Below are 25,360 nucleotides of genomic sequence, written 5' to 3' on the forward strand. Positions count from 1 at the left end.
CGCTATGAGCGAAGATCGATCGAGCAACGGGCAGAAGTCATGGCTGGGTAAACTGACCCAGGCTTTTGCCCACGAGCCGAAGAACCGTCAGGAGCTCCTCGAGCTGCTGCGTGATGCACATCAGAACAAACTGCTGGACAGCGAAGCGCTGGCCATCGTCGAAGGCGCCATCCAGGTGGCTGACCTGCAAGTGCGCGACATCATGGTGCCGCGTTCGCAGATGATCAGCATCAAGGCGACCCAGACACCCCGCGAATTCCTCCCTGCCGTGGTCGACTCGGCCCACTCGCGCTATCCGGTCATCGGCGAAAGCCATGACGACGTGATGGGCGTGCTGCTGGCCAAGGATCTGCTGCCGCTGATCCTCAAGGAGAACGGCGACAGCTTCAACATCAAGGATCTGCTGCGCCCGGCCACCTTCGTGCCGGAGTCCAAGCGCCTGAACGTGCTGCTGCGGGAGTTCCGCGCCAACCACAACCACATGGCCATCGTCATCGACGAATACGGCGGCGTGGCCGGTCTGGTGACCATCGAAGACGTGCTCGAGCAGATCGTCGGCGACATTGAGGACGAGCACGACGTCGAAGAAGACAGCTACATTAAGCCGCTGCCCAGCGGTGATTTCCTGATCAAGGCTCTGACGCCGATCGAGAACTTCAACGAGTTCTTTGACAGCGAGTTCTCCGACGACGAGTTCGATACCGTTGGCGGTCTGGTGATGAGCGCGTTCGGGCACTTGCCAAAACGCAACGAAACCACTGAAATCGGCGCTTATCGTTTCCGCATCCTGAACGCCGACAGCCGTCGGATTCATTTGCTGCGACTGACGCCTATCGCTCGTTGATTCTAAGGACTGAAATGCGCTGGACAACCCGCCCCGGCTGGCCCGGTAACCTGCTGGCCGTGGCGGCCGGTGCAATCACCACATTCGCTCTCGCACCGTTCGACATCTGGCCGCTGGCATTGCTGGCGGTTGGTCTGTTCTATGCCGGTTTGCGTGAGCTGAGCCCGCGTCAGGCGCTCGGCCGTGGCTGGTGCTTCGGCTTTGGCCTATTCGGCGCCGGCACCAGCTGGATCTATTACAGCATTCATCATTTCGGTGGCGCTTCGGTGTTGCTCGCCGGGTTCCTGATGCTGCTGTTCACCGCGGCGATTGCCTGGTTCTTCGCCCTGCCCGCCTGGCTGTGGGCGCGCTGGTTGCGACGTAACGAAGCACCGCTGGCGGATGCCTTGGCCTTTGCGGCGTTGTGGGTCGGCCAGGAAGCGTTTCGTGGTTGGTTCCTTACAGGTTTCCCGTGGTTGTATTCCGGTTACAGTCAGCTCGACGGTCCGCTGGCCGGGCTCGCGCCGGTGGGCGGCATGTGGCTGGTGTCGTTTGTTCTGGCACTTACAGCAGCGCTGATCTACAACGCTCCGCGCTTGTTGCAGGCACGCCGCAAAGGTTTTGTCGCGGCCGGTGTGGTACTGCTGGCGGGGCCTTGGGTGGCGGGCATTGCCCTCAAGGGCCACGCATGGACCAGCCCGTCCGGCGCACCGCTGACGGTCGCCGCAATTCAGGGCAATGTCGCGCAAAGCATGAAATGGGACCCGGCCGAACTCAACGCGCAACTGGCGCTGTACCGTGATCTGAGTTTCCGCTCCAAACCAGTCGATCTGCTGATCTGGCCGGAAACCGCCGTGCCGGTGTTGAAGGAGTCCGCCGAGGGCTACCTGACGATGATGGGCAACTTCGCCGCCGAGCGTAAATCGGCGTTGATCACCGGTGTGCCGATCCGCCAGACCGTGCATCACGAACGGCGCTTCTTCAACGGCATCACCGTGGTCGGCGAAGGCGACGGCACTTACCTGAAGCAGAAACTGGTGCCATTCGGCGAATACGTGCCTTTGCAGGATGTGTTGCGCGGCTTGATCGCGTTCTTCGACCTGCCGATGTCGGACTTCGCGCGCGGCCCGTCGGATCAAGCGCTCTTGCAAGCCAAGGGTTACCAGATCGCACCGTTTATCTGCTACGAAGTGGTCTATCCGGAATTTGCCGCCGGCCTGTCGGCACGCAGTGATCTGCTGCTGACGATCAGCAACGACACCTGGTTCGGCACGTCCATCGGCCCGCTGCAACACCTGCAAATGGCGCAGATGCGCGCGCTGGAAGCCGGACGCTGGATGATCCGCGCCACCAACAACGGCGTCACCGGCCTGATCAACCCGTTCGGACAGATCACCGAGCAGATTCCGCAGTTCGAACAAGGCGTGTTGTATGGCGAAGTGGTGCCGATGCACGACCTGACACCGTATCTGCAATGGCGTTCGTGGCCGCTGATCGTGTTGTGCCTGCTGCTGTTTGGCTGGGCGCTGATGGCCAATCGGATGTCAAAAACCCTCTGAGAAATGTGGCGAGGGGATTTATTCCCACTGGAGTGCGCAGCAGTCCCCTCTTCTGAAGGTAAGAGAGGGGCCGCTACGCGCCCCATCGGGGATAAATCCCCTCGCCACGATGATCTTCAGCGGTAAAACAGCGAATACCCCACCTGCCCCACCGCTTCATTGAGCAATTGCCCGCTCTGCCAGATCGACTTGAATTCCGGCAACCAGCCGCCAAAAGGCCGGGCGTTGTCAGTGCCTAAAAAGCCCACCGGTGCCGGCACCACTTCGAATCCCGCCTGTTCAAAGCTCCACACCGCACGCGGCATGTGCCACGCCTGCGTCACCACGACAACCCGCTTGATCCCCTGCGGCAAGAGAATATCGGCCGTCATCTTCGCGTTCTCCCATGTGGTGCGGCTCTCGCCTTCCTGCCAGCGCACCGTTACGTCGAAATCATCACGCAACGAATCTGCCATCAATTTCGCTTCGGTCGGCGGCGTGCCGTAGTGCAGGCCGCCGCTGGTCAGAATCGGCAGGCCCGAGGCCTTGGCCAGGCGCGCCGCGTAACGCTGACGCTCAAGGCCGATGCCGGTCGGCTGGTCTTCGCCCCAGGCGATGTCTCCGCGCTCGCGACCCGAGCCCAGCACCACAATCGCATCGGCACGTTGCGCCAGGGTCGTCCACTCTGACCGCGCCAGCGGCGGCTCACGTTCCAGCGCCTTGGCGCTCCACTGCACCACCACCGGCAGGCTCATCAGCAGCAGGCCACCAAAACCAACGGCAAAACACACGCCAGCCAATCGCGGCCGCGAGCGGCGCAGCCACCAGGCGGCCAGCAACAGCAGCAAAAGAATGCCGGGCGGCAGTAAAAGTTGTTTGATGAAATATCGAAAGGGCATCGGGCATCTCCAAAGATGCCCGAAGCCTAAGAGTGTTGATTACGAGTTACAACCAATAGGCGGGATCCTGTTGCAAAAGATCCGTTTCATGACCTGCCATGCGCTTACTTGGCCTGCACAGAACGCACCTTGCCGGTGTCTCTGCGCGGCGCCTTGTCCTTGAGCCAGATGACCTTGGCCGAATGTGCTGCATCGAGTTGCTTCACTGCTTGAGACAGGCATCCCTGCGTTTCACGTTCACTGCGATCCAGATAGGCCTTGACCAGTTTGAACTCGGCGGGGCTCAAGCCACGCAATTCCAGTTCCAGGGGGCGCTCGTCGCGCAGCCGGTCGGCGGTTTTCACGGCGTCCAGCGCCATGCCCAGACGATCGATCAACCTTTCGTACAACTCGGGTTTCGTTACGTTTTTTTTCCGTTGCTCCACCATCCCTCACCTCATTGAAGATAAGACTCACTCCCCAGTTAGAGCTTAGCTTCGCTGCACGAACCGGCTACACGCCGCGACCAACGGCCCTCGTCGCCCAAAAGGTCTGGCAAACAGCTGTAATCAGGGTTTCCCTCGGCCAAGCGCGGTCATGTATGCTACGGCGCTTCCTGTCATTCCACTTCCAGCGCACCCGGGCCATCCCGGATGCCGCCGTCGAAGAGGATTAGGCCACCCCTATCCAGTACAAAAGTAGCCATGCACGAACAATATCAGCCACGTGAGATCGAAGCCGCCGCCCAGTCGTTCTGGGATGAGCAAAAGTCCTTTGAAGTCAGTGAACAGCCAGGCAAGGAAACCTACTACTGCCTGTCGATGTTCCCTTACCCCAGCGGCAAGCTGCACATGGGCCACGTGCGCAACTACACCATCGGCGACGTGATCTCGCGCTACCAGCGCATGCAGGGCAAGAATGTGCTGCAGCCAATGGGTTGGGATGCGTTCGGCATGCCGGCGGAAAACGCCGCAATGAAAAACAACGTAGCGCCCGCCAAGTGGACCTACGAGAACATCGCCTACATGAAGTCGCAGCTGCGCAGCCTCGGCCTCGCGGTGGACTGGTCCCGTGAAGTGACCACCTGCAAGCCGGACTACTACCGCTGGGAACAATGGCTGTTCACCCGCCTGTTCGAAAAAGGCGTGATCTACCGTAAGAACGGCACCGTGAACTGGGACCCGGTCGACCAGACCGTTCTGGCCAACGAGCAAGTCATCGACGGCCGTGGCTGGCGTTCGGGCGCGCTGATCGAAAAGCGCGAAATCCCGATGTACTACTTCAAGATCACCGCTTACGCCGACGAGCTGCTGGAAAGCCTCGACGAACTGACTGGCTGGCCGGAACAGGTCAAGACCATGCAGCGCAACTGGATCGGCAAGTCCCGTGGCATGGAAGTGCAGTTCCCGTACAACGTCGATTCGATCGGCGAAGCCGGCACCCTGAAAGTCTTCACCACCCGTCCGGACACCCTGATGGGCGCGACCTACGTCGCCGTCGCTGCCGAGCACCCGCTGGCCACCCTGGCCGCGCAGAACAATCCCGAGCTGCAAGCGTTCATCGCTGAATGCAAGGGCGGCAGCGTCGCTGAAGCCGATGTCGCCACCCAGGAAAAGAAAGGCCTGCCGACCGGGCTGTTCGTCGAGCACCCGCTGACCGGCGAGAAGCTGCCGGTGTGGGTCGCCAACTACGTGCTGATGCACTACGGCGACGGCGCGGTCATGGCGGTTCCGGCGCACGACGAGCGCGATTTCGAATTCGCTCACAAGTACAACCTGCCGGTGAAATCGGTGGTGCGCACCAGCTCCGGCGACAGCAACCCGGCGCCGTGGCAGGACGCCTACGGCGAGCACGGCACACTGATCAACTCCGGTGAGTTCGACGGCCTCGACTTCGCCGGCGCGTTCGACGCCATGGAAGTGGCGCTGATCAAGAAAGAACTCGGCGCCTCGCGCACCCAGTTCCGCCTGCGCGACTGGGGCATCAGCCGCCAGCGCTACTGGGGCTGCCCGATCCCGATCATCCACTGCGCCGCGTGCGGCGACGTGCCGGTGCCGGAAGACCAACTGCCTGTCGTTCTGCCGGAAGACGTGGTGCCGGACGGCGCCGGTTCGCCGCTGGCGCGCATGCCCGAGTTCTACGAGTGCAGTTGCCCGAAATGCGGCGCGCCGGCCAAGCGCGAAACCGACACCATGGACACCTTCGTCGAGTCGTCGTGGTACTACGCCCGCTACGCCTCGCCGCACTTTGAAGGTGGCCTGGTGGAAAAATCCGCCGCCGACCACTGGCTGCCGGTGGATCAGTACATCGGCGGTATCGAACACGCCATTCTGCACCTGCTCTACGCGCGCTTCTTCCACAAGTTGATGCGCGACGAAGGTCTGGTCAGCTCCAACGAGCCGTTCAAGAACCTGCTGACCCAGGGCATGGTGATCGCCGAGACTTACTATCGTCGCGAAGCCAATGGTGCCTATACCTGGTTCAACCCGGCGGACGTGGAACTGGAGCGTGACAGCAAAGCCAAGGTCATCAGCGCCAAGCTGAAATCCGACGGCCTGCCGGTGGAAATCGGCGGTACCGAGAAGATGGCCAAGTCGAAGAACAACGGCGTCGACCCGCAGTCGATGATCGACCAGTTCGGTGCCGACACCTGCCGTCTGTTCATGATGTTCGCTTCGCCGCCTGACATGAGCGCGGAATGGTCCGACTCCGGCGTTGAAGGATCGCACCGTTTCCTCAAGCGCGTCTGGCGTCTGGCGCAAGCCCACGTCACCCAGGGCCTGCCGGGCAAACTGGATATCGCCGCTCTGAACGACGAGCAGAAAACCGTGCGTCGTGCGATTCACCTGGCGATCAAGCAGGCCAGTCATGACGTCGGCCAGAACCACAAATTCAACACCGCCATCGCTCAGGTGATGACGCTGATGAACGTGCTGGAAAAAGCCGCCCAAGGCACCGAACAGGACCGCGCGCTGCTGCACGAAGGCCTGGAAGCGGTGACCCTGCTGCTGGCACCGATCACCCCGCACATCAGCCACGAACTGTGGAAGCAGTTGGGTCACGCAGATGCGGTGATCGATGCAGGCTGGCCGGCCGTGGACGAAAGTGCCTTGGTGCAGGACAACCTGACCCTGGTGATTCAGGTCAACGGCAAGCTGCGCGGGCAGATCGAAATGCCGGCCAGCGCCACCCGCGAAGAGATCGAAGCCGCCGCGCGCACCAACGAAAACGTGCTGCGTTTCGTCGACGGCCTGACCATTCGCAAAGTGATTGTGGTACCGGGCAAACTGGTCAACATCGTCGCCAGCTAAATTGGATCGGCTGCCAGGCTCGCCTGGCAGCCAGTAAAACCTTTCGGGCCGCAGAGTCGGCTCACCTGGTTTCAAGGGGAGCAACACAATGATCAAACGCAATCTGCTGGTGATGGGCCTCGCCGTTCTGCTGAGCGCCTGCGGTTTCCAGTTGCGTGGTACCGGCACCAACGAACTGTCGATCAAGGAAATCGACCTGAGCGCGCGCAACGCTTACGGCGAAACCGTGACTCAATTGCGCCAGGTGCTGGAGTCCAGCGGCGTCAAGGTCTACACCGGCGCGCCATACAAGTTGTACCTGGCTGACGAGCAGGAAAACCAGCGCATTCTCAGCTATGCAGGCGCCGGTCGCACAGGCGAGTATCAGGTCAGTACCGTGCTGAGCTACGACATCCGCGGCGAGAACAATCTGTCACTGATCAGCGACAAGCTTGAAGTGCAGAAGGTGTTCATTCATGACGGCAACAACCTTGTCGGCTCCGATCAGGAAGCCAGTGACGCCCGTCGCGAGACCCGTCGTGAACTGGTTCAGCGCATGATGCTGCGTCTGTCACAACTGACCCCGGGCCAGTTGCAGCAACTGCAGCAAACCGCCAACGACCGCGCCAAGGCTGAAGCCGATGCGCTGGAAGCGGCGCAGAAGGCTGAGGCGGAAACTCCGCGTCAGTCGCCGCTCGAAATCCCGCAGCAGTAAGACGGCCGGGGCGCCCAGGCGCCCCGTTCGCCCTTTCTTATGAAGCTCGCTCCCGCGCAACTCGGCAAACACCTGCAAGGCGCACTCGCGCCGGTCTACATCATCAGCGGCGATGACCCGCTGCTGTGTCAGGAAGCCGCCGACGCCATCCGCACCGCTGCCCGCCAGCAAGGTTTCGACGAACGCCAAGTCTTCGCCGCCGACGCCAATTTCGATTGGGGTACGTTGCTGCAGGCCGGCGCGAGCATGTCGCTGTTCGCTGAAAAACGCCTGCTGGAGCTGCGCCTGCCGTCGGGCAAGCCTGGCGACAAAGGCGCCGCCGCGCTGATCGAATACTGCTCACGCCCTGCTGAAGACACTGTCCTGCTGATCAGCTTGCCGAAGCTCGATGGCAGCGCGCAGAAAACCAAGTGGGGCAAGGCGCTGGTCGAAGGCCAACAAACCCAGTTCGTGCAGATCTGGCCGGTGGATGCCAATCAGCTGCCGAGCTGGATTCGTCAGCGCCTGTCCCAGGCCGGTCTATCGGCCAGTCAGGACGCGGTCGAATTGATTGCCGCACGTGTCGAAGGCAACCTGCTCGCCGCTGCCCAGGAAATCGAAAAGCTCAAGTTGATGGCCGAAGGTGGGCAGATCACCGTCGAAACCGTTCAAGCCGCCGTGGCCGATAGTGCGCGGTTTGACGTGTTCGGCCTGACCGACGCGGTGCTCAACGGCGAACCGGCCCACGCCTTGCGCATGCTCGAAGGTTTGCGCGGCGAAGGCGTCGAACCGCCGGTGATCCTCTGGGCACTGGCGCGGGAGTTGCGCCTGCTGGCCAATATTTCCCTGCAATACAGCCAGGGCACGCCACTGGACAAGTGCTTCAGCCAGTCGAAACCGCCGGTCTGGGACAAGCGCAAGCCGCTGATGAGCAAGGCACTGCAACGCTACTCGGCGCAACGCTGGGCGCAGTTGCTGCTCGAAGCGCAGCGTATCGACGCGCAGATCAAGGGTCAGGCGGCGGGATCGCCGTGGATGAGCTTGAGTCGCTTGGCTCTATTGATGGCAGGCCAACGCCTGTCTTTGCCTGCCGAATAAGATCAAAAGATCGCAGCCTTCGGCAGCTCCTACATTTGGAATGTATTCCCCCTGCAGGAGCTGCCAGAGGCTGCGATCTTTTGACTTTTCTTTAGCATGAGCAGATTATCCGCAACGCGAAACCCACCACACCGAGAGAACCCTCATGAGCAAAAAGCCAGCAAAGCATGGCCCCAACAAGGCCAAATCCATCGTCGCCCAGCCCTTGTTCCGCAGCCGCCAGGAACGACCAGCCAAGGGCAAAGGCAGCTACCGCCGCGAAGCCTTCCGGTCTGACAACCGGGAGGCTTTTTACTTTCTGGCTGCCTGAAGCGCACTACCCCCTGCTCATGTTAAGGTCTGCACCTGATTCGTTTCCCCTGGAACTGTGCATGCCCCCAAGTCTTTCCCGTCGTTGGCCCGTGCGCCAATTGATCGCTGCCTCCAGCTTCATCCTGCTTGTCGCCTGCGCGGAAAAACCCACCGCCGCCGATGCACAACCGCTTCAAGCCGCCCCGGTTACCACGGCCCCAGCGATTATTCCGCCGGTAGTGCCGTCCGCCGACCCGCTCGATATTCAACCGACCCAGACCTTCGCCGAATGGCAGGCAGGTTTTCGCAAGGACGCCCTCGCCGCCGGGATTCGCCCCGAGCTGTTCGATCAGGCATTTGCCAATGTCAGCTTCGACGCCAGCGTAATCCGTGCCGATCGCAGTCAGCCGGAGTTTTCCCGCCCGGTGTGGGAATACCTCGACGGTGCGCTGTCGCCGCTGCGCGTACGCAAGGGCCAGGCGCTGATCAACCAGTACGCCGACATTCTGCAGAGCATCGAGCAGCGTTATGGCGTTGATCGCCAGGCGCTGGTGTCGGTGTGGGGCATGGAAAGCAACTTCGGCCAGTTCCAGGGCAGCAAGTCGGTGATCAACTCGCTGGCCACCCTCGCCTACGAAGGCCGTCGTCCGGGCTTTGCTCACGCACAATTGATCGCCGCCCTGCAGATTCTGCAACAGGGCGATATCACCCCGGAGAAAATGCTCGGCTCCTGGGCCGGCGCGATGGGCCAGACCCAGTTCATTCCGACCACTTACAACACCCACGCCGTGGATTTTGACGGTGACGGTCGCCGCGACATCTGGGGCAGCCCGGCCGATGCGCTCGCCTCGACCGCGCATTATCTGCAAAGCTCGGGCTGGCAACGCGGCCAGCCGTGGGGTTTTGAAGTGCAATTGCCGAGCGGTTTCAACTACACGCTGGCCGATGGCGCGATTCGCAAAAGCGTCGCCGAATGGCGGCAACTGGGCGTGAACCTGCCCAATGGCGCGCAGGTGCCAGCCGGCTCCGAACAACTGTCCGCCGCCCTGCTGTTGCCGGCCGGGTATCGTGGCCCGGCGTTTCTGATCCTCGATAACTTCCGGGCGATTCTCAAGTACAACAATTCGTCGTCGTATGCGCTGGCGGTGAGCCTGTTGTCCGAGCGTTTCGAAGGCGCGGGCCTGATCAACGGCAACTGGCCGAAAGATGATCTGCCGCTGAGCCGTACTGAGCGCATCGAACTGCAAACGCTATTGAGCGCGCGTAATTATGACGCCGGCACGGCGGACGGGATTATCGGCGCCAATACGCGCAAGGCCATTCGCAGTGCCCAGCAGGCGCTGGGCTGGCCTGCGGATGGTTACCCGACGCACAAGTTGCTTGAGAGCCTGCGCACCCAATAGAAAGACTGCCGTATGGCGGATATCGCTTTCGCGAGCAGGCTCGCTCCCACAGTTGAGCGTATTCCAATGTGGGAGCGAGCCTGCTCGCGAAGACTGACTGTCAGGCAATAACCGTTTCAGCCTTGATGACCACATCCTGCTCCAGCAGCAACTCCTGCTTTCCCGCATCCAGGCGCACCAGCGCGCCCAACGGCAGTGTCAGGTTCGGGTCGCAATGGCCACTGCGCCAACCCGACAAAACCGGAATCCGCAACGACTCAAAGGTTTGCTTGAGCAAGCGATTCAGCGCGTCGACCTCCACTCCGGCGATATCACCGACCAGCACACCGCGCAGTCGGGCCAGCTTGCCGGCCAGACGCATCTGGGTCAGCAGCCGATCAATGCGATACAGCGGCTCGTTGATGTCCTCGATGAACAGAATCCCCCCTTCGACATCAATCTCGTAGGGCGTGCCGAGGGTTGCAGCAATCATCGCCAGGTTGCCGCCGAGCAAACGCCCGTGAGCGATGCCCGGTTCGACGGTTGATAACGGATAAGCCGCCGGATGGCTGAGCACACTGCCCGCTTTCAATTGCCCGCGCAGCATGGCGAAGAATGAAGTGACGGTCGGCGGCTCTTTGTCGCCCAGCAGGTCGGCATTGAGCAGCGGCCCGTGAAAGGTCACAAACCCGGCGTAGCGACTGATGGCCAGGTGGAGCGCAGTAATGTCGCTATAGCCGACAAAGGGTTTGGCGTGACGGCTGAGCAGGTCGTAATCGATTCGGTCGAGCAGACGCGGCGTGCCGTAGCCGCCGCGCAGGCAAATGATCGCGTCGACTTCGGGATCAGCGAACGCTGCATGCAGATCGCGCAGGCGTACGTCGTCACTGCCAGCCAGATAGCCGTCCTTCTCATAGACACCCGGAAACACCTTCAGCCCATAGCCGCGCGCGCGCATCCATTGCAGCGCTTTTTCAGTGTCGAGGGCGCCGGGACCGGCAGGCGCGATGACGCCGATCGTCCCTTCGGAGGGCAGCGCCGGTACGGCTCGGTGGGCAATCAGGGTGTGGCTCGGTCGAACGGTCATCCTTGGGCTCCAGCGGTAAAGTCATGCACACACAGTAGTCAGCTGAAGAGACAAACAAAAGCCCCTTGTCTCAGGCAAAAAAATGCCCGCCGAGGAACCGTCCTCGGCGGGCATTTTTACATCAGCAGTGAATCAGGAACCCAGCAGCTCGGCCTTGACCAGCTTCGCCTGCTCGTCGGCGTGGTACGAGGAGCGTACCAATGGACCGGAAGCAACGTTCTTGAAGCCCATCTTGTAACCTTCTTCGGCGAACCAGGCGAAGGTGTCCGGGTGCACGAAACGCTGCACCGGCAAGTGACTGCGCGACGGTTGCAGGTACTGGCCGAGAGTCAGCATGTCGATGTCGTGTTCGCGCATGCGCTTCATGACTTCGATGACTTCCTCGTCGGTCTCGCCCAGGCCCAGCATCAGGCCGGACTTGGTCGGAATGTGCGGCATCATCTGCTTGAAGCGTTGCAGCAGGGTCAGCGACCACTGGTAATCCGAGCCCGGACGCGCAGCCTTGTACAGGCGCGGCACGGTTTCCAGGTTGTGGTTGAACACATCCGGCGGCTCGGCGGCGGTGATTTCCAGAGCGATGTCCATGCGGCCACGGTAGTCCGGGACCAGGGTCTCGAGCTGAACGTTCGGCGACAGTTTGCGGATTTCGCGGATGCAGTCGGCAAAGTGCTGGGCACCGCCGTCACGCAGGTCGTCGCGGTCCACCGAAGTGATCACCACGTATTTGAGCTTGAGGTCGGCGATGGCGATAGCCAGGCTTTCCGGCTCGTTGACGTCCAGTGGCTTCGGACGACCGTGGCCAACGTCGCAGAACGGGCAGCGGCGGGTGCAGATGTCGCCCATGATCATGAAGGTTGCGGTGCCGCCGGAGAAGCATTCGCCGAGGTTCGGGCAGGACGCTTCTTCGCAGACACTGTGCAGCTTGTGCTTGCGCAGCAGGCTCTTGATGCGGTCGACTTCCGGCGAAACCGGGATGCGCACGCGGATCCAGTCGGGTTTCTTCGGCAGTTCGGTGGTCGGGATGATCTTGACCGGGATGCGTGCAACCTTCTCGGCGCCGCGCAGCTTGACGCCGGCTTCAACCTTGGGACGCGGGGCCGGGCGCTCGGTCACGTCGAGCGTCGGGATCATGGTTTGCACTGCATCAGTAGTCATATCAGTCGATTCCGCCCGTGAGGGTCGTCTGCTCAGCATAGTCGAGGTGTTTGACGAGCTGCGCGCGCAGCCGGGCACTTACCTCGGCAAATTCAATCGATCCTGCGTGATCGCTCAGCTGGGTCATGGCCAGCCCGGCGTAGCCGCAGGGATTAATCCGTCGAAACGGTTCCAGGTTCATATCCACGTTCAGGGCCAGGCCATGAAAGGAACAACCGTGGCGAATGCGCAAACCCAGAGAAGCGATTTTCGCTCCATCGACATACACGCCGGGAGCATCTGGCTTGGCGGCGGCGGTAACGCCGTAGCTGGCCAGCAGTTCGATCAGGCAGGCCTCCATGCGGCTGACCAGATCGCGCACGCCGAAACCCAGCTTGCGCACATCCAGTAGCAAATAAGCCACCAGTTGCCCGGGGCCATGATAAGTCACTTGGCCGCCACGATCGACCTGCACCACCGGAATATCTCCCGGCAGCAACAGGTGTTCTGCCTTGCCGGCCTGGCCCTGAGTGAACACCGGCGGGTGTTCGACAAGCCAGATTTCGTCGTCGGCAGCAGTCCCGCGCTCATTGGTGAAACGTTGCATGGCATGCCAGACCGGCTCGTAAGCCATCTGGCCCAGCTCGCGAAAGCCCAGCGTGCCGTGCATCACAACACCATGTGCACGAAGCCGGTCGCCCGCAGTTCGCTGTTGATGTTGTACAGCTGATCCTGATCGGTGGCGACGATGTGCAGCTGGATGGTGGTGTACTTGCCGGTGCTGCTCTGACGCTCGTCGATGCGCTCGTCATTGATGGTCGCGTGTTTCTTGACGATCTCGATGATCTGGTCTTTGCGGCCGACGCCCGTATCGCTGATCACCTTGACGGGATAATCCGTGACAGGAAATTCGATCTTTGGCGCCTTTACTTCGGTATCGGTCATGGCGTAACGGCCTCTTAAGCCGTGGTAACGCACATGGCCCCGCACCGGATCGGGGCGGGGCCATGCAGGTCAACACAAAATCAGTTGAACAAGCCGTAGAAGAATAGACGGATGCTATCCCACATGCGGCGGAAGATACCACCCTCCTCGACGCCATCCAGAGCGATCAGGTCGGCGCTGTGCACTACCTTGTCTTCCAGTTTGACTTCGACTTTACCGATCACGTCGCCCTTGGCGATTGGCGCAACCAGTTGCGGGTTCATGGTCATGCTGGCTGCGAGTTTCTTCAGCTGGCCTTTCGGCAGAGTCATGGTCAGGTCTTGCGCCAGGCCGGCCTTGACCTGGCTGGTGGTGCCTTTCCATACCGGCGCCTGCGCCAGTTCAGTGCCCTTCTGGTAGAAGGTCTGGGTTTCGAAGAAGCGGAAACCGTAGGTCAGCAGCTTCTGGGTTTCTGCGGCACGGGCCACTTCGCTGTTGGTGCCGAACACCACGGCGATCAGGCGCTGGCCGTCACGTACCGCCGAGGACACCATGCAGTAGCCGGCTTCATCGGTGTGACCGGTTTTCAGACCGTCAACGGTCTTGTCGCGCCACAGCAGCAGGTTGCGGTTAGGCTGCTTGATGCCGTTCCAGAAGAACTCTTTCTGCGAGTAGATCGCATAGTGAGCCGGGTCTTCGTGGATGATCGCGCGAGCGAGGATCGCCATGTCGTGAGCGGACGAATAGTGCTCAGGGTTCGGCAGACCGGTCGGGTTCATGAAGTGGGTATTGGTCATGCCCAGTTCGGTGACGGTCTTGTTCATCAGGTCGGCGAACGCGTCTTCGCTGCCGGCGATGTGCTCGGCCAGGGCGACGCTGGCGTCGTTACCGGACTGGATGATGATGCCGTGCAGCAGGTCGCTGACAGTCACTTGCGAGCCGACCTTGATGAACATCCGCGAACCGCCGGTGCGCCAGGCGTTTTCGCTGACGGTCACCGGGTCGTTTTCACCGATCTGACCGCGACGGATTTCCAGGGTCGCGATGTACGCGGTCATCAGCTTGGTCAGGCTGGCCGGTGGCAGACGCTGGTCGCCGTTGTTTTCGACCAGCACGTTGCCGCTGCTGGCATCCATCAGAACGTAGGCCTTGGCGGCCAGTTGTGGTGGCGACGGCATCATCTCGGCCGCAAAGGCGGCTGGCGAGAGGAGCAGCGGGACTAGCAGACACAGGCGTTTGGCAAAGGTGGTGATGTTCATCCGTCTCTCGAAATCGCTAATGGAAACTGTCCTTGCGGACAAAATTTAATCAGATGGCTTTCTGACGAGCCATCGCGTGTTCAGTTGCTCACTCCAGTCACCCTTGCCGGGCTTTTGTTCTTCGACGAGCCAACAACCTGGTTCACCCCCCGTATACCGCAAGTGAACCGTCAATCAAGGTCTACGTATTACTCGGTGACCACGCTGGGCGAACCCAGATTGGCCAGACGCACACTGTTCTGCACCTGGGCAATTTCACCCGGCGAGCCGATCGGCCCCAGGCGTACCCGGTGCAGGGTCTGCTGATTGCGCACGATCGAGCTGATGAACACTGGCGCGCTCACCATCCCGCTGAGCTTCGATCTCAGCAGTTCGGCAGCGTCCGGGTTGGCGAACGCGCCCACCTGCAGATACTGGCCAGACGCTGGTGCAGAAGCGTTTTTTTTTGCATCGATCTGCACGGGCACCACGGCCGCGGCGTGTTGCTGCGGCGGCGGTGTCCATTGCTCGACGGTGCCGGCCGAAGCCGTAATCACTGGCGCGCTATTCTGCGCCACTTGCGGCTCGTTGAGCATCAGCGGCGCCGGACGGCCCTTGGCCGCCCACCACTGCTGCGGATCGATGCCTTCGACCTTGACCCGCGCGGTGCCGGTTTCGGCATAGCCGAGCTTCTTCGCCGCTGCGTAGGACAAGTCGATGATGCGATCGGAGTAGAACGGCCCACGGTCGTTGACGCGCAGGATCACGGTCTTGTTGTTGTCCAGGTTGGTCACCCGGACGTAACTTGGCAGCGGCAAGGTCTTGTGCGCGGCACTCATGCCGTACAGGTCATACACTTCGCCGTTGGCGGTGTTCTGGCCATGGAACTTGGTGCCGTACCAGGACGCCGTGCCCGAAGCCACGTAGGTCTTGGATTCCTGCAACGGAAAATAGGTCTTGCCCAGCACGGTGTACGGATTGGCCTTGTACGGGCCGGTGTGCAGGGTCGGCGTCGCATCCGGGATGCGCGAAACATCGACATCCCACCACGGCGCGCCGTCTTTGTGCGCGCGGTTGATGTCCAGGCCCGGTTGGGCGCGGACAGCGGTGGACGGGGTTTTCTGCGTCGGCGTACGGCTGGTCGTGCAACTGGCGACCAGGACTGCCAACGCAGCGAAAGCCACCAGCTTCAGGGGTTTATTGTTAGGCAATGCCTGCATTACTTGACGCCCCGTGCTTGTACCAGCTGTTCAGACAGTTGATGTACGGCCATGGCGTACATCACGCTGCGGTTATAACGCGTGATCGCGTAGAAATTCTGCAGGCCCATCCAGTATTCAGGGCCGTTGTCGCCTTCGAGGCGAAATGCGGTAACCGGCATATCATCGCGCAGCGCATCATGACTTGACCAGCCCAGCGCCCGCAACTCTGCGACCGTCTTCACCGGTTCGATACCGGTGGTCAGGCCTTCATCGACCTGCTCGCCGCGCACATCGGCGCGGCTGACCACCGGCTCACCGGCGACCCAGCCGTGACGCTTGAAGTAGCTGGCGACGCTGCCAATGGCATCGTCCGGGTTGTTCCAGATATTGATGTGGCCGTCACCGTCGAAATCCACCGCGTAGGCACGAAAGCTGCTCGGCATGAACTGCGGCAGGCCCATGGCCCCGGCGTACGAGCCTTTCAGGGTCAGCGGGTCGACCTGCTCTTCACGGGCCAGCAGGAGGAACTCACGCAGTTCCTTGCGGAAAAATTCGGCACGGGGAGGATAGTCGAAGCCGAGGGTCGATAAAGCATCGATCACGCGGAAATTGCCGGTATTACGTCCGAAAAAGGTCTCGACGCCGATGATCGACACGATGACCTGTGCCGGCACGCCGTATTCCTGCTCGGCACGGGCCAGGGTCGCCTCGTGCTGACGCCAGAAATCGACACCCCGGGCGATGCGCGCGTCAGTGATGAACATCGGGCGATATTCATTCCACTGCTTGACCCGTTCGGCGGGTTTGGAGATGGCGTCGAGAATCGACTGCTTGCGTTGCGCCTCGCGGAACACACCCATCAGTTGTTCACCGGCGAAACCGTAGTCGCGGGTCATTTCGCCGACGAATTCGGCCACCTGCGGCGAGCCTTCATAGTCGCCGGCCAGCGCTTCCTGCACGCTCCCCAGCAGGCCCATCAGGCCAACCAGCGGCGCGCATCGAGTCGCCCAGCCACGCATTACTTGCATTGCACTCTTCACCTTATTCAAACCTGTGCGATCCACTTGCGATGGGTATGGATCGACATCAAAACCCCAAACGCTGACAGCAGCGTCACCAGCGAAGTTCCTCCGTAGCTAATGAACGGCAACGGCACCCCCACGACCGGCAACAGGCCACTGACCATACCGATGTTGACGAAAACGTAAACAAAAAAAGTCATGGTCAACGCACCGGCGAGCAATTTGCCGAACAGCGTTTGCGCCTGGGCGGTGATCACCAGCCCGCGACCGATCAACAACAGATAGATCAGCAGCAGCGCGCAAATCCCCACCAGACCGAATTCTTCACCAAGCACAGCAATGATGAAGTCGGTGTGGCTTTCCGGGAGAAAGTCCAGGTGTGACTGGGTGCCGAGCAGCCAGCCTTTGCCGAATACGCCACCGGAACCGATCGCGGCTTTGGACTGAATGATGTTCCAGCCGGTACCGAGCGGATCGCTTTCCGGGTCGAGGAAAGTCAGGACCCGTTGCTTCTGATAGTCGTGCATGACGAAGAACCACATCGCCACCGATACCGGCACCGCCGCCGCCAGCACGCTGAGAATCCAGCGCCAGCGCAGGCCGCCCATGAACAGCACGAAGGCGCCACCGGCGAGAATCAGCAACGAGGTACCGAGATCGGGCTGGCGCACGATCAGAATGAACGGCACGCCAATCAGCATCAGGCTGATGCCGACGTGCTTGAGCTGCGGCGGCAAGGTGCGTTTGGACAGATACCAGGCGATGGTCGCCGGCATCAGGATCTTCATGAATTCCGAGGGCTGGAAGCGGATCACCCCGGGGATGTTGATCCAGCGCGTGGCGCCCATGGCGTTGTGGCCCATGATGTCGACGACAATCAGCAAGACCACGCCGATCACGTAACCGAGCGGCACCCAGCGGGCCATGAAACGCGGCTCGAACTGGGCGATGACAATCATCGCCACCAGGCCGATGCCGAAGGATGTGGCCTGCTTGCCGAGCAGATCCCAGCTCTTGCCGCTGGCCGAATACAGCACGAACAGGCTGCCGGCGGCGAGGATCAGCAACAGGATCAACAGCGGGCCATCGATATGCAGTCTTTGCAGCAACGTCGCGCGGCGACGCATCACATCCTCGCTGGAGAGCATGCGATCGAAATTATTCATCACGGGCCGGGGCCTCCGCAGTGATTGGGCTGGCGTACTCGGCTTTCAGGTGGCCGTCCTGGTCGAGCAACCAGGCATCCATGACCTGACGCACCACCGGCGCGGCAACGCCGGAGCCGGATTCACCGTTCTCGACCATCACCGACACGACGATTTTCGGATCATCGGCCGGGGCGAAGCCGACGAACAGGGCGTGGTCGCGGTGGCGTTCCTGGACCTTGGAGCGGTCGTATTTCTCGCCCTGCTTGATCGCCACCACCTGCGCGGTACCGGACTTGCCGGCGATGCGATATTGCGCGCCGATCGCCGCTTTGCGCGCGGTACCACGGGCACCGTGCATCACCTGCTGCATGCCGTGGTTGACCTTGTTCCAGTCGGACGGGTCGCGCAGGACGATGTTCGGCATCGGGTTTTCATCCACCGGCTTGACCCCGTCGAGGGACTTGGCCAGGTGCGGACGATTCCAGATGCCTTTGTTGGCCACCAGCGCCGTGGCCTGGGCCAATTGCAGCGGCGTCGATTGCATATAGCCCTGGCCGATCCCGAGAATCAGGGTCTCACCGGGGAACCACGCCTGCTTGCGCGTCGCCCGTTTCCATTCGCGGGACGGCATCAGGCCCGGGGACTCTTCGAACATGTCCAGTGAGACCTTCTGGCCGATGCCGAACTTGTTCATGTAGGTCGACAGCCGATCAATGCCGAGCTTGTGCGCCAGGTCATAGAAGTAGGTGTCATTGGAACGCATGATCGCCGTGTCGAGGTCGACGAAGCCGTCACCGGTGCGGTTCCAGTTGCGGTACTTGTGGTCGTAGTTGGGCAGCATGTAATAGCCCGGATCGAACACCCGGCTCGAAGCCGTGACCACGCCGGCGTCGAGACCGGCAATCGCTACCGCCGGTTTGATCGTCGAGCCCGGCGGGTACAGACCGCGCAGCACGCGGTTGAACAGCGGCCGGTCGATGGAATCACGCAACTCGGCGTAGGCCTTGAAGCTGATGCCGGTGACGAACAGGTTCGGGTCGAAACTCGGCTGACTGACCATCGCCAGCACTTCGCCGGTTTTCGGATCAAGCGCCACCACCGCGCCACGACGCCCACCCAGCGCGGCCTCGGCGGCTTCCTGCAACTTGATGTCGAGGCTCAGGACGATGTCCTTGCCGGGAATCGGATCGGTGCGCTTGAGCACCCGCAACACGCGGCCACGGGCGTTGGTCTCGACTTCCTCGTAACCGACCTGACCGTGCAATTCCGGCTCGTAGAAACGCTCGATGCCGGTCTTGCCGATGTGGTGGGTGCCGCTGTAGTTGACCGGATCCAGCGACTTCAGCTCTTTCTCGTTGATCCGCCCCATGTAGCCCACCGAGTGCGCAAAATGCGCGCCCTGCGGGTAATGCCGGACCAGTTGCGCGACCACTTCCACCCCGGGCAGGCGGAACTGATTCACCGCGATGCGGGCGATCTGCTCTTCGGTCAGTTCGAACAGGATCGGCACCGGCTCGAACGGCCGGCGCCCCTGCCGCATGCGTTTCTCGAAGATCACCCGGTCCTCGGGCGTCAGCTCCAGCACCTCGACGATAACGTCGAGCACTTGCTGCCAGTCGCCGGAGCGCTCGCGGGTCATGCTCAGACTGAAGCTCGGCCGGTTGTCGGCCACGACCACGCCGTTGCGGTCGAAAATCAGCCCGCGCGTTGGCGGAATCGGCTGCACATGGACGCGGTTGTTTTCCGACAGGGTCGAGTGGTACTCGTACTGGATCACCTGCAGGTAATACAGACGCGCGATCAACACACAGATCAGCGCCACGATCACGATCGCACCGAACACGACACGGCTGCGCACCAGACGGGCGTCCTTTTCGTGGTCCTTGATGCGGATCGGCTGAGACATGAGGGCAGGCTTACTTGTGGTAAGGGTGGCCGGACAACACGGTCCAGGCACGGTACAACTGTTCGCCGATCAGGATCCGCACCAGCGGGTGCGGCAAGGTCAGCGGCGACAACGACCAGCGCTGGTCAGCGCGCGCACAGACTTCCGGTGCCAGCCCTTCCGGGCCGCCGACCATGAAGTTGACCGTGCGCGAATCCAGGCGCCAGCGATCGAGCTCAACCGCCAGTTGCTCGGTGCTCCACGGCTTGCCGTGAACCTCCAGCGTGACGATCCGCTCGTTGTGCCCGACCTTGGCCAGCATGGCTTCGCCTTCCTGGCGGATGAAACGGGCCACGTCGGCATTCTTGCCGCGGGTATTGAGCGGAATTTCCACCAGTTCCAGCGCCAGCTCGGACGGAAGACGCTTGGCATATTCATGCCAGCCTTCTTCCACCCACTTGGGCATGCGTGAACCGACGGCGATCAGGCGCAGTCGCACAGCAATCCCTTAGAACTGGTCTTTGTTGAGCTTGGTGAAATGCTCGTGGGTGTTTTCCGGGCTGTGATGCTTGGCATCGGCCGCACGGCTTTGCTCGGCACCGGCCCACAGACGCTCCAGGTCGTAGAACTGACGCGCCGAGGCGGTCATCATGTGCACGATCACCAGATCGAGGTCGAGCAGTACCCAGTCGCTGTCGCCCTTGCCTTCTTCGCCCAGCGGCTTGGCGCCCTGCTTTTTCACTTCCTCGCGGACCTTGTCGAGCATCGCGTTGATCTGGCGATTGGAGGTACCGGTGGCGATGATCATGTAGTCAGTGATGCTCTGCTTGTCGCGCACATCGATGATCTGGATGTCCTGGGCCTTGACGTCTTCCAGCGCGGCGACGGCAATCTTGACCAGTTCGTCGCCCTTGAGCGGCTCGTTGGTGTTGACGGCTTCCGGCAGTGGTGCGCTCTTGAACGTGCCTTTGCGCTTTACTTTCGGTAGATCTTTATCAGTCATATGTAACTCGTTTTGCTCATGTATTCGGCGGCTTGGGGATACGGTGATCCGTATCGGTGAAGCACGCCTTGTTCAGTTCGACGCACGGTACAGACCGTGCGCATCGATGTAGGCCAGGACCGCGTCGGGCACCAGGAAACGTACCGACTTACCGCTGGCCAGCAGTTGACGGATCTGGGTGGCGGAAACCGCGAGCGGTGTCTGCCAGACGAATGCAATCTGTCCGCTCGGCCCTTTCAGGGCCAGCGGGTCGCTCACCGAACGCGCTGCCAGCAGGTTGCGCAAGGCATCCGGCGGTTCGCTGTCGGCGTCCGGGCGCTGTAGCACCAGGATGTGGCAATGCTGGAGCAACTCTTCCCAGCGGTGCCAAGTGGGCAGGCCGCAAAATGCGTCCCAGCCCAAAAGCAGAAAAACCTGGGTCTCGGCGGGCATCTCTGCGCGCAGCGACTCCAGGGTATCGATGGTCCAGGACGGTTTGTCCCGCTGCAATTCGCGGGCGTCCACCACCAGCGGCGGCAATCCGGCCACCGCGCACTCGACCATCGCCAGCCGATCCTGCGCCGACACCTGCGGCGTACCGCGATGTGGCGGCCGCGCATTCGGCATCAGGCGCAACTCGTCCAGCGCCAGCGCTTCGACAACTTCCAGCGCGCCACGCAAATGGCCGATGTGCACCGGGTCGAACGTACCGCCCAGCACGCCAATGCGTTGCGGGCGCGACTCGCTGCCCGTGTGCGGCGCTGTCAGGTCGAGGTCGGTCAAGTCAGACCGTCGCCTGGCCGCGCAACTGGCCATCGCCGACCACGATGTACTTCTCGCAGGTCAGCCCCTCGAGCCCGACCGGGCCGCGGGCGTGCAGCTTATCAGTAGAAATGCCGATCTCGGCACCCAATCCGTATTCAAATCCATCGGCAAAGCAGGTCGGCGTGTTGATCATCACCGAGGCCGAGTCGACTTCCGCCACGAACCGGCGGGTGTCGGCGAGGTTTTCGCTGACGATCGAGTCGGTGTGATGGGAGCCGTAATGATTGATGTGTTCGATTGCCTGCTCCAGTCCGTCGACCACGCGGATCGACAGGATCGGCGCCAGGTACTCGCTGTGCCAGTCGTCCTCGGTGGCCGCTACAGCCTCGATGATCGCCCGGGTGCGTTCGCAACCACGCAGCTCGACACCTTTGTCGCGGAACTGCGCGGCCATCGACGGCAGGAAATCCCTGGCAATCGCTCGATCGACCAGCAAAGTTTCCATCGCGCCACAGATGCCATAACGGTAAGTCTTGGCGTTGAAGGCGATGCGCTGGGCTTTGGCCAGATCGGCATGTTCACTGACGTAAACGTGGCAGATGCCGTCCAGGTGCTTGATCACCGGCACGCGGGCATCGCGGCTGATGCGTTCGATCAGGCCACGGCCACCACGGGGCACGATGACGTCGACGTATTCAGGCATGCTGATCAGCGCGCCGACCGCGGCACGATCAGTGGTTTCGACCACTTGCACCACGGCGGCGGGCAGTTCGGCCTCGGCCAGACCGCGCTGAATGCACGCGGCAATCGCGCGGTTGGAATGAATCGCCTCGGAGCCACCGCGCAGGATGGTCGCGTTGCCGGACTTCAGGCACAGGCTGGCGGCATCGATGGTCACGTTCGGACGGGATTCGTAGATGATTCCGATCACGCCCAGCGGTACACGCATCTTGCCGACCTGAATGCCCGACGGACGGAAGCTCATGTCGCGGATCGCGCCGACCGGATCCGCCAGTGCAGCGACCTGGCGCAAGCCGACGATCATGCCGTCGATGCGTGCCGGGGTCAGTTCCAGACGTTCCAGCAGCGCCGGCTCAAGACCGCTGGCGCGACCGGCAGCCAGATCCAGCTCATTGGCTGCGGCCAGCTCGGCGCGTGCAGCATCCAGAGCATTGGCGGCAGCCTGCAAGGCGCGGTTTTTCTGCGCGGTGCTGGCGCGACCGATGACCTTGGAGGCAGCGCGGGCGGCGCGACCCAATCGGGTCATGTAGTCAAGAACGGACTCAGTCATGGTCTGCTGGGGTCTTGGCAAAGAGGAAAGCGGCAGATTATAGCTGCCGCGTCCCGGGACTAACAGCGGTGACGGGCGGATGGTCGAAATGAGCTGCGTTTGCCTCTTGTTCAGACGTAATTAAGCTCAGCGTTGTTATCATCACGACCTCTTGAGCCTGGATAAACCTTGCCCATCATGACCAACGTGCCCCTTTGCCCCGAGTCCGCGCGCCTGCCCGTGGGCCTGCCGGACAGTTTTTTCGACCGCGACGCACAAGTGCTGGCGCAGGCGCTGCTCGGCAAAGTCATCCGCCATCGCGTCGGCGACCTGTGGCTGAGCGCACGAATCATCGAGACCGAAGCCTATTACTGCGCGGAAAAAGGCAGTCATGCCTCGCTCGGTTACACAGAAAAGCGTAAGGCTTTGTTTCTGGATGGCGGCCACATCTATATGTACTACGCCCGTGGCGGTGATTCGCTGAACTTCAGCGCGCAAGGTCCGGGCAATGCCGTTTTGATCAAATCCGCCTATCCGTGGGTCGACGAAGTCAGCGGCCCGGCGAGTCTGGCGCAAATGCTGCTGAACAATCCCGATGCCCAGGGGCGACCGCGTCCGACGCAGAAGCTCTGCGCCGGGCAGACGTTGTTGTGCAAGGCATTGGGTTTGAAAGTACCGATGTGGGATGCCAAGCGTTTCGACCATGAGTTGTTGCTGGTCGAAGACACCGGGCCGCCGCCCTCGCAGATTATTCAAACCACCCGGCTGGGCATTCCGCTGGGCCGTGATGAACACTTGATGTACCGCTTCGTTGACGCCGCGTATGCGCAATGGTGCACGCGGAACCCGCTGCGACGGGGTCAGGTCGAAGGCCGGGATTATATGTTGCTGTAAATGCTTACCCTTGTAGGAGCTGCCGCAGGCTGCGATCTTTTGATCTTGTTCTTTTAAAGCAGAATCAAAAGATCGCAGCCTGCGGCAGCTCCTACCGGGATCATCAATAGTCTGGAGTTTTTCTGTATGGGCCCATGGCTCGATAGCATCACCGGATGGCTCGGCGCCAATCCACAGTGGCTGGCCGCAGCGGTGTTCCTCGTGGCGTGCGTGGAGTGCCTGGCGATTGCCGGGCTGATCGTGCCAGGCACGGTGCTGCTGTTTGCCGTGGCGGTACTGGCCGGCAGCGGCGCGCTGTCACTGAGCGAAACGCTGCTGCTGGGCTTTCTTGGCGGCATCCTCGGCGACCTGATCTCGTACTTTCTGGGGCGGCATTTCCATCAGAACATCCGCCGCCTGCCGGGCCTGCGCCATCATCCGGAATGGATGGCTGGCGCCGAGTCGTACTTCCAGCGCTATGGCATCGCCAGCCTGCTGGTCGGGCGTTTCATCGGCCCGCTGCGGCCGATGCTGCCGATGGTCGCCGGGATGTGCGACATGCCGTTCCCGCGCTTCTTCGCCGTCAGCCTGCTCGCCGCCGCCGGCTGGAGCCTGGCTTACCTGTTGCCGGGCTGGGCCACGGGCGCAGCGTTCCGCCTGCCATTGCCTGAAGGCTTCTGGCTCGAAGCCGGGATTGTCGCGGCCAGCATCGCGGTCATGGTCGGCCTGAGCGTCAACAGCAGCGTGCGCCGACATCGTCGCGCGACGATCTGGATCGGCAGCATGAGCCTGTTGATCCTGATTGGCCTGTTCATCGGCTACCCGTACCTGACCGCGCTCGACAACGGTGTGATGACTCTGGTGCAGGAACATCGTCAGCCAGCGCTGGACGAAATCGCCGTGACGCTGACCCTGATCGGCGAGTTCCGCAACATGCTGCTGTTCAGCGCCCTGCTTGTCATATTGCTGTTGCTGTGCAAGCAGTGGCGCCAGGCGATATTTGCCGGCGCGACCATGATGGTCACCGCGATGGCCAACACCGGAACCAAATACTTCTTCGCCCGGGTGCGCCCTGAAGTGCTCAGTGATCCATTGACCACCTACAGCATGCCAAGCGGTCACGCCTCGGGCGCATTCGCCCTGTTCCTGACGCTGGGTGTACTGGCTGGTCGCGGTCAGCCGCCACGCATGCGTCTGACCTGGCTGCTGATTGCCTGCATCCCGGCACTGGCAATTGCCTTGTCACGGGTCTATCTGGGGGCGCACTGGCCAACCGACATTCTCGCCGGTGCCATGCTCGCCAGTTGCGTCTGTGCCGCGATGCTGTGGTTGAGCCAACGACAGACGTCCCTCAACGCGATGCCGTTCAAGATCTGGTGGCTGATCCTGCCATCGATGGTTGCACTGTTCGGATTCTTTGTACTGCGCCACTTGCCCCATACATTGTTGCGTTACGCTTATTGAAACAAATACTTTTCAGATATCAACCATTAAGCGCCGCTCTTCGGAAACACTCGAAGAGAGCGGCGCCGCCATTGGATTCACCTGTATTACTTGCGCACTCGCAAGCCGGCTAACTTTCCTGCTGAAACGAATATAAAATTGGCGTTACATAATAAATCCAACTTCATACACCAGCGCCTTTCATACTGATAAGCACACGCCAGGTTAATAAACTTGATTAGCGTGATTACATATCCTCAAACATTGATCTCACCAGACAATGTTTATAGTTGCTATCAGTTTCGAGTCAAATCATGAGTCCAAAATTACCGCGCAAAACGTCCGTGACGGCTACGCGCCATTCTGAAACAGGCACTTCCGGGACGCGCAGAT

The 25,360-nt window shown here is 61.4% G+C and carries 24 protein-coding genes; 9 read left to right on the forward strand and 15 right to left on the reverse strand.

The annotated features are described in order from the left end of the window. Positions 1-4: 4 nt before the first annotated feature. On the forward strand, positions 5-844 hold the full coding sequence (locus PS14A_RS21830) for an HlyC/CorC family transporter (RefSeq protein WP_122610970.1): 840 nt from the start codon (positions 5-7) through the stop codon (positions 842-844). 14 nt (positions 845-858) lie between these two features. Next, on the forward strand, positions 859-2,382 hold the full coding sequence (gene lnt, locus PS14A_RS21835) for an apolipoprotein N-acyltransferase (protein ID WP_212617213.1): 1,524 nt from the start codon (positions 859-861) through the stop codon (positions 2,380-2,382). Positions 2,383-2,498: 116 nt separating this feature from the next. Here lnt and PS14A_RS21840 read toward each other — a convergent pair whose 3' ends face one another. Together PS14A_RS21840 and PS14A_RS21845 are read right to left on the reverse strand one after the other, a co-directional pair. Continuing rightward, a complete protein-coding gene (locus PS14A_RS21840) occupies positions 2,499-3,260 on the reverse strand; it encodes a YdcF family protein (RefSeq protein WP_130912135.1) in 762 nt (253 codons plus the stop codon). 104 nt (positions 3,261-3,364) lie between these two features. Further along, entirely contained in the window at positions 3,365-3,688 is a 324-nt protein-coding gene (locus PS14A_RS21845) for a hypothetical protein (RefSeq protein ID WP_024014441.1), read from the reverse strand. A 255-nt stretch (positions 3,689-3,943) separates the two neighbouring features. Here PS14A_RS21845 and leuS point away from each other — a divergent pair, with 255 nt between their 5' ends. From leuS to PS14A_RS21870, 5 genes are all read left to right on the forward strand, one after another. Next, entirely contained in the window at positions 3,944-6,550 is a 2,607-nt protein-coding gene (gene leuS, locus PS14A_RS21850) for a leucine--tRNA ligase (protein WP_212617214.1), read from the forward strand. A gap of 88 nt (positions 6,551-6,638) precedes the next feature. Then, complete coding sequence (gene lptE, locus PS14A_RS21855; protein ID WP_130912133.1) at positions 6,639-7,244, forward strand: LPS assembly lipoprotein LptE; 606 nt, start codon at positions 6,639-6,641, stop codon at positions 7,242-7,244. Positions 7,245-7,283: 39 nt separating this feature from the next. Next, on the forward strand, positions 7,284-8,321 hold the full coding sequence (gene holA / locus PS14A_RS21860; RefSeq protein WP_041477726.1) for a DNA polymerase III subunit delta: 1,038 nt from the start codon (positions 7,284-7,286) through the stop codon (positions 8,319-8,321). A 145-nt stretch (positions 8,322-8,466) separates the two neighbouring features. Continuing rightward, the gene (gene arfA, locus PS14A_RS21865) at positions 8,467-8,631 is read left to right on the forward strand and encodes an alternative ribosome rescue factor ArfA (protein WP_016773035.1); all 165 of its coding nucleotides are present in this window, start codon (positions 8,467-8,469) and stop codon (positions 8,629-8,631) included. A gap of 61 nt (positions 8,632-8,692) precedes the next feature. Further along, positions 8,693-10,015 (forward strand): lytic murein transglycosylase, encoded by a 1,323-nt coding sequence (locus PS14A_RS21870; protein ID WP_130912132.1) that lies wholly within the window; start codon positions 8,693-8,695, stop codon positions 10,013-10,015. A gap of 100 nt (positions 10,016-10,115) precedes the next feature. Here the strand turns inward: PS14A_RS21870 and PS14A_RS21875 are convergent, their stop codons facing one another. The 13 genes from PS14A_RS21875 to PS14A_RS21935 form a co-directional block, all read right to left on the reverse strand. Continuing rightward, a complete protein-coding gene (locus PS14A_RS21875; RefSeq protein WP_212617215.1) occupies positions 10,116-11,081 on the reverse strand; it encodes an LD-carboxypeptidase in 966 nt (321 codons plus the stop codon). A gap of 132 nt (positions 11,082-11,213) precedes the next feature. After that, positions 11,214-12,212 (reverse strand): lipoyl synthase, encoded by a 999-nt coding sequence (gene lipA, locus PS14A_RS21880; RefSeq protein WP_160768663.1) that lies wholly within the window; start codon positions 12,210-12,212, stop codon positions 11,214-11,216. A gap of 25 nt (positions 12,213-12,237) precedes the next feature. Further along, the gene (gene lipB, locus PS14A_RS21885) at positions 12,238-12,885 is read right to left on the reverse strand and encodes a lipoyl(octanoyl) transferase LipB (RefSeq protein ID WP_130912129.1); all 648 of its coding nucleotides are present in this window, start codon (positions 12,883-12,885) and stop codon (positions 12,238-12,240) included. Next, positions 12,885-13,160: a DUF493 domain-containing protein gene (locus PS14A_RS21890; protein ID WP_093098020.1), complete on the reverse strand. Its 276-nt coding sequence runs from the start codon at positions 13,158-13,160 to the stop codon at positions 12,885-12,887. Before PS14A_RS21890 ends, lipB begins: the two co-directional genes overlap by 1 nt. Before the next feature lie 80 nt (positions 13,161-13,240). Next, a complete protein-coding gene (locus PS14A_RS21895; RefSeq protein ID WP_016773028.1) occupies positions 13,241-14,398 on the reverse strand; it encodes a D-alanyl-D-alanine carboxypeptidase family protein in 1,158 nt (385 codons plus the stop codon). 188 nt (positions 14,399-14,586) lie between these two features. Continuing rightward, entirely contained in the window at positions 14,587-15,597 is a 1,011-nt protein-coding gene (locus PS14A_RS21900) for a septal ring lytic transglycosylase RlpA family protein (protein ID WP_016773027.1), read from the reverse strand. Continuing rightward, positions 15,597-16,607 (reverse strand): lytic murein transglycosylase B, encoded by a 1,011-nt coding sequence (mltB, locus tag PS14A_RS21905; RefSeq protein WP_137215661.1) that lies wholly within the window; start codon positions 16,605-16,607, stop codon positions 15,597-15,599. The genes PS14A_RS21900 and mltB overlap by 1 nt, the downstream gene beginning before the upstream one ends. A 17-nt stretch (positions 16,608-16,624) precedes the next feature. Continuing rightward, positions 16,625-17,728, reverse strand: coding sequence for a rod shape-determining protein RodA (gene rodA / locus PS14A_RS21910; protein WP_051600793.1), 1,104 nt, complete (start codon positions 17,726-17,728; stop codon positions 16,625-16,627). Positions 17,729-17,759: 31 nt separating this feature from the next. Further along, positions 17,760-19,655 (reverse strand): penicillin-binding protein 2, encoded by a 1,896-nt coding sequence (gene mrdA, locus PS14A_RS21915; RefSeq protein WP_071173699.1) that lies wholly within the window; start codon positions 19,653-19,655, stop codon positions 17,760-17,762. Between the two features lie 10 nt (positions 19,656-19,665). Continuing rightward, positions 19,666-20,133, reverse strand: a complete 468-nt coding sequence (gene rlmH, locus PS14A_RS21920; protein ID WP_011063671.1) for a 23S rRNA (pseudouridine(1915)-N(3))-methyltransferase RlmH — start codon at positions 20,131-20,133, stop codon at positions 19,666-19,668. A 9-nt stretch (positions 20,134-20,142) separates the two neighbouring features. Next, positions 20,143-20,637, reverse strand: a complete 495-nt coding sequence (gene rsfS, locus PS14A_RS21925) for a ribosome silencing factor (protein WP_016773024.1) — start codon at positions 20,635-20,637, stop codon at positions 20,143-20,145. Between the two features lie 72 nt (positions 20,638-20,709). Further along, on the reverse strand, positions 20,710-21,399 hold the full coding sequence (gene nadD, locus PS14A_RS21930) for a nicotinate-nucleotide adenylyltransferase (RefSeq protein ID WP_016773023.1): 690 nt from the start codon (positions 21,397-21,399) through the stop codon (positions 20,710-20,712). 1 nt (position 21,400) lies between these two features. After that, complete coding sequence (locus PS14A_RS21935; RefSeq protein WP_212617216.1) at positions 21,401-22,672, reverse strand: glutamate-5-semialdehyde dehydrogenase; 1,272 nt, start codon at positions 22,670-22,672, stop codon at positions 21,401-21,403. Between the two features lie 177 nt (positions 22,673-22,849). On the opposite strand from PS14A_RS21935, the gene PS14A_RS21940 reads away from it, so the two are divergent. Then, the gene (locus tag PS14A_RS21940; protein ID WP_130912141.1) at positions 22,850-23,545 is read left to right on the forward strand and encodes a DNA-3-methyladenine glycosylase; all 696 of its coding nucleotides are present in this window, start codon (positions 22,850-22,852) and stop codon (positions 23,543-23,545) included. Positions 23,546-23,671: 126 nt separating this feature from the next. Continuing rightward, positions 23,672-24,988, forward strand: a complete 1,317-nt coding sequence (locus tag PS14A_RS21945; RefSeq protein ID WP_130912124.1) for a bifunctional DedA family/phosphatase PAP2 family protein — start codon at positions 23,672-23,674, stop codon at positions 24,986-24,988. Positions 24,989-25,360: the final 372 nt, after the last annotated feature.

It is taken from the genome of Pseudomonas sp. 14A (assembly GCF_018132745.1).
GTDB classification, from domain to species: domain Bacteria; phylum Pseudomonadota; class Gammaproteobacteria; order Pseudomonadales; family Pseudomonadaceae; genus Aquipseudomonas; species Aquipseudomonas mercuritolerans.

Bases quoted from the DNA above. Each gene is read 5' to 3' on its own strand.
- PS14A_RS21830 (WP_122610970.1), top strand. From the start codon at position 5: ATGAGCGAAGATCGATCGAGCAACGGGCAGAAGTCATGGCTGGGTAAA.
- lnt (WP_212617213.1), top strand. From the start codon at position 859: ATGCGCTGGACAACCCGCCCCGGCTGGCCCGGTAACCTGCTGGCCGTG.
- PS14A_RS21840 (WP_130912135.1), bottom strand. From the start codon at position 3,260: ATGCCCTTTCGATATTTCATCAAACAACTTTTACTGCCGCCCGGCATT.
- PS14A_RS21845 (WP_024014441.1), bottom strand. From the start codon at position 3,688: ATGGTGGAGCAACGGAAAAAAAACGTAACGAAACCCGAGTTGTACGAA.
- leuS (WP_212617214.1), top strand. From the start codon at position 3,944: ATGCACGAACAATATCAGCCACGTGAGATCGAAGCCGCCGCCCAGTCG.
- lptE (WP_130912133.1), top strand. From the start codon at position 6,639: ATGATCAAACGCAATCTGCTGGTGATGGGCCTCGCCGTTCTGCTGAGC.
- holA (WP_041477726.1), top strand. From the start codon at position 7,284: ATGAAGCTCGCTCCCGCGCAACTCGGCAAACACCTGCAAGGCGCACTC.
- arfA (WP_016773035.1), top strand. From the start codon at position 8,467: ATGAGCAAAAAGCCAGCAAAGCATGGCCCCAACAAGGCCAAATCCATC.
- PS14A_RS21870 (WP_130912132.1), top strand. From the start codon at position 8,693: ATGCCCCCAAGTCTTTCCCGTCGTTGGCCCGTGCGCCAATTGATCGCT.
- PS14A_RS21875 (WP_212617215.1), bottom strand. From the start codon at position 11,081: ATGACCGTTCGACCGAGCCACACCCTGATTGCCCACCGAGCCGTACCG.
- lipA (WP_160768663.1), bottom strand. From the start codon at position 12,212: ATGATCCCGACGCTCGACGTGACCGAGCGCCCGGCCCCGCGTCCCAAG.
- lipB (WP_130912129.1), bottom strand. From the start codon at position 12,885: ATGCACGGCACGCTGGGCTTTCGCGAGCTGGGCCAGATGGCTTACGAG.
- PS14A_RS21890 (WP_093098020.1), bottom strand. From the start codon at position 13,160: ATGACCGATACCGAAGTAAAGGCGCCAAAGATCGAATTTCCTGTCACG.
- PS14A_RS21895 (WP_016773028.1), bottom strand. From the start codon at position 14,398: ATGAACATCACCACCTTTGCCAAACGCCTGTGTCTGCTAGTCCCGCTG.
- PS14A_RS21900 (WP_016773027.1), bottom strand. From the start codon at position 15,597: ATGCAGGCATTGCCTAACAATAAACCCCTGAAGCTGGTGGCTTTCGCT.
- mltB (WP_137215661.1), bottom strand. From the start codon at position 16,607: ATGCAAGTAATGCGTGGCTGGGCGACTCGATGCGCGCCGCTGGTTGGC.
- rodA (WP_051600793.1), bottom strand. From the start codon at position 17,728: ATGCGTCGCCGCGCGACGTTGCTGCAAAGACTGCATATCGATGGCCCG.
- mrdA (WP_071173699.1), bottom strand. From the start codon at position 19,655: ATGTCTCAGCCGATCCGCATCAAGGACCACGAAAAGGACGCCCGTCTG.
- rsfS (WP_016773024.1), bottom strand. From the start codon at position 20,637: ATGACTGATAAAGATCTACCGAAAGTAAAGCGCAAAGGCACGTTCAAG.
- PS14A_RS21935 (WP_212617216.1), bottom strand. From the start codon at position 22,672: ATGACTGAGTCCGTTCTTGACTACATGACCCGATTGGGTCGCGCCGCC.
- PS14A_RS21940 (WP_130912141.1), top strand. From the start codon at position 22,850: ATGACCAACGTGCCCCTTTGCCCCGAGTCCGCGCGCCTGCCCGTGGGC.
- PS14A_RS21945 (WP_130912124.1), top strand. From the start codon at position 23,672: ATGGGCCCATGGCTCGATAGCATCACCGGATGGCTCGGCGCCAATCCA.